Here is a 6,542-nt window from a genome sequence, read left to right as displayed (position 1 = left end):
TGTGCCCCTCCGTGTCCGTTGTCATCTCGTTGGCGCCGAATTCCGGATCACTGGGGATGATGAAGCCGTCGCCGCCATGGCCCCAGCGGCCGATGTCCGGTACCGGATCTCCGTCGGCCTCCTCGTTCCACACATGCCCCCTGGGCACGTCCAGTTCATCCGCGCCGGACACCTTGACACCCGGACTGCCCGCGAAGACCAGGTCATCCGCCCTCAGATGCCCGGTCTGCGCCGCGGCGCCGACAAGGGTCGATCCATATGAGTGTGCGATCACGGTACGATGCGCCGCCGCATCCCCGGTATGTGATGCGTCAAGACCGTCCAGGAACCCGTTGAACGCAGGCGCACCGTCGTACGCGTAGTGTTCGAATGGCGCGTCCTTGACGACACTGTCAGGTGCGTCGTAGTTCAGCCAAGTGATCGTGGAAACGGATTTTCCATCGGCTTCGTCATTGGCTGCATGCCAAACCTTGACCATGCGGTCAATGTTCCCGCCAATGTTTCCCAGCTCCGAAGTCGTCCCAGGAACGTACACCGCTTGGTGATCCGCGGTGTCCGGGTTCCCGTTGGCCACGATCGCGCGACCGTCTCCTTCGGCGCTGAAGCCCAGCAGATATGCCTCGGGCAGTCCGTTCGTACCGGTCGCGTCAAAGCGGGTCTGGATCGCATTCATGCCGTCAAGGGACTTGTGAGCGTTCTTCCGTGCCTCTTCCCAGTCCTTCCACGCCTGGGTCTCGACACTCACGCCCTTCAGCACGGTCCCGCTGTAGGGGTCGATATAGTCCTGGAAATGCTCCGGCTCGGGGTGCTTCTTGAGCCAGGCGTCGTACTTGCCCTGCGCAGCACCGTGGGCCTCGGCCAGCACCATCCGGTTCGCCTCGTCCCGAACACTGGCAGGCAGTCCGTCGAGCGCGCCCACGGAGTCGGGATGCGTTGAGAGCCACGCGGCCCGCTCCACCGCGCTGAGCCCCTTCCACCACTGCGCGTTCTCCCGCGGACTGCCCTTCTCGGGTGGTTGCGGCAACGAGTCCAGATACTTCTCTCCCGCCTCGCTCACGCCCCTCGTGTCCGAGGACGCGTCGGCCCAGTCCGTGTCGGAAACGGTCAGATCGTCATCCGCCTTCAGCGCCCGCAGCTTTGGCGCCCACTTCTCGTCGACCTCCGTCGCCTCCTTGAGGGCACCGACGATCCGATCCGCGCATTCCTGCGCGAGGCGGTGGTGGGGATTGGGGTCCACGTTGGCCGCTTGACGGCCCACCGCCGAGGCCGTGCCGTCCGTCAGACCACTGACCGTGCCGCCCTCGGGGACTTTGCCGTCCTCACCCTTCTCCCCACCCGGCGGATAGCTGATCGAACCATCCGCGTGCACGGTGAACTTCGCCGCCCGTGCTGCGTCGAGGGCCGCTTCCAGCTTCCTCTTCGCCGCCCCCATCTCGTACGAGAACGCCTCCAGAGCCGTACCGACAAGACCGCACTCGATCTGGATGTAGTGGAAGTTCTTGCCCAGCTCCCTCAGCTGCTTGATCGCCGCGGTCGCGGCCTCCCCCTTCAGGGAGTTCCTCATGGCCACGGCGATCCGGCTCTCGATGCGGTCCCTGGCCCCGCTCGCCATGTCAGAGGTGCTGCGGTATCCGTCGGCCGCTTCCAGGAACTCGGCCGGATTGAGGGCCTTGAGCGTGGCAAGGTCCATGACCTCCCGTCACCGCCCCTCGTCCCGACCACCGACTGCCGGAGTGTCCGCGTACTCCACATTGAGGTTGCCGATCTCGACCTCGACAGCCTCATCGGTCTTCACCTGGTCGCTCCCGACCTTCGACAGCAGGCCCGAGAACCTCCCGCAGCGCCCGCTCACAGCTTTGACGTACCGCTCCCACGAGTCGTGAACATCCTTCTGGGCCCCGGCGGTCAGGCAGCCGGCCCCCTCACCAAGACCCTTCTGCCCACCCGACAGATCCCCCAGCGCCTTGATGATGTCCTCACGCAGAGCACCGACATCCCGGCCCGCCTTGGACCAAGCCGCCCTGTTCGACAGCAGCGTGCCGCTGTCACCGACCGGATCGATCGGTACGTGGTTGAGTTGCATCCCGGTCGCGTGCCGCTCCGCTGCCGCGTTTTTGAGCTGCTCCCACTCGTCCCACGCCATGCGTGGTCGCCTCCCCGTGTCGTGCCGCCGTCGAACGGACATGGATTCGGTGATGCCGCACACATACGACGTCCAGTTCGCTCGCCTTGACATGTACCGTAGCGGCCTGCCCCACCCACCCCATGCGTTTCGACGACCAGCACGACTGAGTACGCGTACTCATGCGCGTTACCGCGCAGTTGTCCCCCACCGGATGCGGCACCCGGCGAAACTGACTGATACGACGTGATCAAGTACACCCGGGTGCCGTTTCGTCAGCGCCGGATCCCGGGGCCGTCGCCGACAGCGGCTGCCCCGGAACCGGGAGCGGATGTCACCCGACGGCGCTATGGCGCTTCCGAATCAGCGTGTAGGCCACGCCGGCGCCGCCCAACAGCACCACAGCCGCGGTACCCAGGCCCACGTCCTGATGCTGTGGTTCATCCATGACCCAGGCGCTGGTGAGCACGTCGGCGCCGCGCTGAGCGAGATCACCATAGACAGGGATGAAGTTCAGCAAAGCACCGGAGGCGTGATAGCTCCACGCTTTGTCCCAGGTGTAATCGTGCTTATCTGACTTGAGTGCCAGATAGCGGCCTTCCTCCATGAATCCGACCGCGTAGCCTGCCGAATTGAGAGTGTCCGCTGCCCGTTGATCCGCCACTGCTGGGATCTGCCGGAATCTGATTGAGCCGCATCCCCGCGGTGTGCTGCCTGCCCTGGGCGCTTCCTGCCACGGCGCCAACCCCCGTCCGACGATCTGGCGTGCCCGCGTCACGGTAGCAAGTCGTCGTCCTGCTTACGGCAGTTGGGCCCACCGAGCCGCCGGCGTCCGGCTGCACAGGTGACGAAGGCGGTCCATGTGGTGGGGGTGACGGCGAGCCGAAGGCCGTCGGTGTACTTGGAGTCGCGGATGTGGATGGCGGTGAGGTGGGGGGGGCGGTCACGTCGTGATAGTCGCCGGGGTTCGCTGGGTTCCCTTCACCGCACCGCGCTAGGCCCCGGGCCCGGGCGGAGGCCACGGTGCAGGGCCGGAAGGCGGTGGGCCCCACTGCGGCGGGGGCGCCAGCGCGGCGGCGAGGCGTCGGCGGTGGCTGCCGCGCCGGACCGCGGTGACGACGGGGATGGTCACGGCTACGGCAAGCGCGGCGAGGAAACAGCCGATCCCCGCGATGATGCCGCCCACCATGGTTCCCACCCGGGGCTTGTCCCCCAGCGCGAACTCGGCCGGCAGCTGTGAGGTGCAGGTGACCGTGTAGTCGCCGCTGCTGTCGGGCCTCACCTCGAAGACCCGGTCCCAGGTGCGGGACCTGACAGTGATGTGGAAAGCGCTCTTGGGCTGGGTGATGGACCCGGATCGCATCCCCGGGATCCGGCACTCGACGTGCCCCTGCCCGGGCTGGGAAACGTAGATCGCCTTGGTCTGCCCCTGGATGAAACCGAACGTCCGCGGCTCACCGCCGGAGAAGCTCTGTACCGTGTCGATCGAGTGCACCGTGTCTTTCACCGCCGCCACGAAGAAGGCGATGCCGGCACCGGCCAGCACGATCCCCAGCAGCGCGGCCACCAAGTACCAGATACGCCGAGGACGCAAGTCCTTCGCCGCGATGTTCGGCGGCGGAGCCGGCGGGCCACCGTACGGTGATCCCCACGGATACGGATTCTGTATCGCCACAACGGCGCATCGTACGGCAACCGTTGCGGCAGGGTGTTCGTCGCGTACGCCGACGTCGGACGCGACGGCCGCTCCGGTTGGTTGTCGAACTCGCCCGGCCCTTGGCGCACTTGATCTACCAGTGTGATGAACTGGCCGCCGATCTTCGCGGACCGAGGGGAAAGAAGTGACTGCGCAGGAGACGTCCCGGGGGCCCTCCGTCACACAGGGGGAGAGTACGGAGGTTCGCCACAAGGAGGTGGCGCGAATCGACAAGTGGTCGATCGCTTGGTTGCTTCTGACACTGGCGCTGTGGGGACTGCTCGCCTTCCTGCTGCTCGCCTCGTACGGTCCCGAAGTGGAGGCGTACCCAGGAGTCAAGGAAGGGATGTGCAAGGGTCCGCTGCTCGCCCGTTTCCCGCGCCCCGACGACTGCCTCGGTGATCAGTGGCGCCAGTGGCCCGCGCTGCTGGGCGTGACGGCGCTCGCGGTCATCTCGACGGTCGTTGCGGCGGCGACCACGGTGTACGCCAAGGTTCTCTCCCGGCTGACCCACCAGACCCAAGCCCGCCCCTGAGAAGCGGCCGTCCCCGCGAACGGTGCTCTTCGTCCGGCGCGCGAGGACATCGCGGTCCCGAACGCGGATCCCAAGGCCGTCCGCACCCGGTTGTCACCCAGGAGACCCTTGCGGCCGACGCGCGCCGTGGACGTTCCCCGCCATTGCTTCAGGGGTCGGATGGCACGGGAAGAGTCGTGTAGGCGTCAGGGCCGTCGGAAGTCCACACAGGACCCGGAGAAGAGGTCCTTGGAGGCCGGCCCGCAGTGTGAGCACCGTGTCCGCCGGGGCCACGGGACACACCCCCGGCGCCGGCCTGTTGAACTCAAAGGCCTCACCCGGCTACACGTCGATCGCGTCAGACCATGGAACGCCGCCGCTTGCGGGCGGCGAACGCGGCCACGGCCCCACCGAGCACTACGACGGCGCCGACGCCCAGTCCGACCCACAGCGTGCTGTCACTGTCACCGCTGCCGCTCGCGGCGGCGGACGCACCGCCGGCCGGGTGGTCACCCTTGGACGCGGCAGCGGGGGACTCCGCCGAGGGTGAGGGCGACGTGGCGGCGGCCGCCAGGTCCGGGAGCGGGTAGACGTCGGCCGGCCCGGGGTCGCCGGGGTCCTGCAGCGCGACGCGCGGCCGTACGATCCCGTACCCGATGGAGTCGTTGCGTTTGGCGCCGTTGGTCGGGGCGCCGATGGTGTTCAGCATGACGCGGAGGACCTGGTTGTTCGTCCAGTCGGGGTGCTTGGACCAGATCAGCGCGGCACTGGCGGAGGCGAGGGCGGTGGCGTCACTGGTGCCGCTGGTCTTGCAGAGACCGGTCTTGCCACCGCAGGCATGGACCATGTCTTCTCCGGGGGCTGCGACGTCGACTTGAGGGCCGTATGTCGACCATGAAGTCCGTCGCAGATCTTTGCCGACGGCCGCAACACCGACGACGCCGGGTGTGGCGGCCGGGTATTCGACGGGATTTCCCTTGTTTCCGGAGTTTCCCGTCGCCGCGAAGATGAGTGATCCGTGATTCAGGGCGTACCTCACGGCAGCGTCCAACTGAGCCGAGTGGGCGGGCGAACCCAAGGAAATGTTGATCACCCGAGCACCGGTTTCAGCCGCATAGCGGATTGCTTTGCTGAGGTAACCAGGACCGGTGAAAGGGTCGTCATCGCTCACACCCGGCATCCGGATGGGCAGAATCTTGGCGCCCGGGGCGAGGCCGAATGCGCCCTTGCCACCCCCGAAGGCCCCAGTGCCGGCGATCAGCCCCGCCATCCCCGTGCCATGACCGTCAAGATCCGTGTGCTCGTCACCGGGGCGTCCAGCGGCCAGATCCAGCCCGTCCAGTACACGTCCCTTGAGGTCTGGGTTTCGCGGATCGACTCCGCGGTCGATCACGGCGACGGTGATTCCCTTGCCGGTGGCCGTCCGCCACATGCCCTCCGCGTGCATGGCGTCCAGGTACCACTCCTGGGAGCGGGTGGAGTCAGCGTGAGCCTGTGTGGCCACGCCCCCCACCAGCAGCATGCCGACGACCGCCGACGCAGCCGCCCTGGTTCCCCGGCGCAACGCCCTGCCAGTGAATTTGTGCATGTCGTCGTGTTCCCGGTCTCAATCAGTGGGCGTCGTGTCGCGGCGGCGGTCCTTGTCCTGCTTCGCCCGTCGCTGCCGGGCACCGCGCGTCGAACCGTCAGGAGCCGTACGATCACCGGCACGAGTACCTCGTTCGCCGGGTACTCCGCCGGAGATGCCGCCGCGCGTCGGTGCGGAAGGCAGCGGAGCACCGGGCTGAGCAGGAGTGCGCCCCGCCTGCTGCCGAGTGCCGCCGACGATGCCGTCGCCTAGCGCTGCCGCACCTCGTCCACCGCCGGGCATGGGCGTCCGCTTTGCTGCTTGCCCCGGCGATCCTCCGTTCGGCAGACGGCTGATCGCATCACGACCGGCTGCAGACGCGCCACCAGACACGGGTCCAACCGGTCGGCCGGTGACGGCCGGAGCAGTTGGGCGCCCGCCACGCATTTTGGAACCGGGCCGGCCACCACCGGATACAGGACCCTGACTTGAGACAGAGCGGCCAACCGGCCCGGTAGGTCCCGTGAGGCCCCGCTCCGGAGAGCCACCGACTCCCACGACTCCACGAGTGGTGACAGGTCCAACCTGTTTGACAGGTCCAACCGGTTCTTGACCTGGCTGGGTGGGCAGGCGCCCACCCGTG

At 67.5% G+C, this 6,542-nt stretch carries 7 protein-coding genes; 1 reads left to right on the top strand and 6 read right to left on the bottom strand.

Annotation, left to right across the window (positions count from 1 at the left end):
• The 5 genes from IE249_RS04160 to IE249_RS04140 form a co-directional block, all read right to left on the bottom strand.
• On the bottom strand, positions 1 to 1,690 hold a 1,690-nt coding region (locus IE249_RS04160), incomplete at its 3' end, for an alpha/beta hydrolase (protein WP_229857483.1).
• A gap of 9 nt (positions 1,691 to 1,699) precedes the next feature.
• On the bottom strand, positions 1,700 to 2,143 hold the full coding sequence (locus IE249_RS04155; RefSeq protein ID WP_189703396.1) for a hypothetical protein: 444 nt from the start codon (positions 2,141 to 2,143) through the stop codon (positions 1,700 to 1,702).
• 313 nt (positions 2,144 to 2,456) lie between these two features.
• Entirely contained in the window at positions 2,457 to 2,729 is a 273-nt protein-coding gene (locus IE249_RS04150) for a hypothetical protein (protein WP_189703395.1), read from the bottom strand.
• A gap of 167 nt (positions 2,730 to 2,896) precedes the next feature.
• Positions 2,897 to 3,043 (bottom strand): DUF397 domain-containing protein, encoded by a 147-nt coding sequence (locus tag IE249_RS04145; RefSeq protein ID WP_189703683.1) that lies wholly within the window; start codon positions 3,041 to 3,043, stop codon positions 2,897 to 2,899.
• A gap of 73 nt (positions 3,044 to 3,116) precedes the next feature.
• Positions 3,117 to 3,716, bottom strand: a complete 600-nt coding sequence (locus IE249_RS04140) for a serine/arginine repetitive matrix protein 2 (protein WP_229857479.1) — start codon at positions 3,714 to 3,716, stop codon at positions 3,117 to 3,119.
• A 352-nt stretch (positions 3,717 to 4,068) separates the two neighbouring features.
• Here IE249_RS04140 and IE249_RS04135 point away from each other — a divergent pair, with 352 nt between their 5' ends.
• Entirely contained in the window at positions 4,069 to 4,353 is a 285-nt protein-coding gene (locus IE249_RS04135) for a hypothetical protein (protein ID WP_189703393.1), read from the top strand.
• Between the two features lie 337 nt (positions 4,354 to 4,690).
• Here IE249_RS04135 and mycP read toward each other — a convergent pair whose 3' ends face one another.
• Complete coding sequence (mycP, locus tag IE249_RS04130) at positions 4,691 to 5,854, bottom strand: type VII secretion-associated serine protease mycosin (protein WP_229857477.1); 1,164 nt, start codon at positions 5,852 to 5,854, stop codon at positions 4,691 to 4,693.
• Positions 5,855 to 6,542 lie beyond the last annotated feature (688 nt).

The organism is Streptomyces anandii JCM 4720 (genome assembly GCF_014650655.1).
In the GTDB taxonomy this organism is placed as follows: Bacteria; Actinomycetota; Actinomycetes; order Streptomycetales; family Streptomycetaceae; genus Streptomyces; species Streptomyces anandii.
This window is presented reverse-complemented; position numbering and strand designations above follow the sequence as displayed.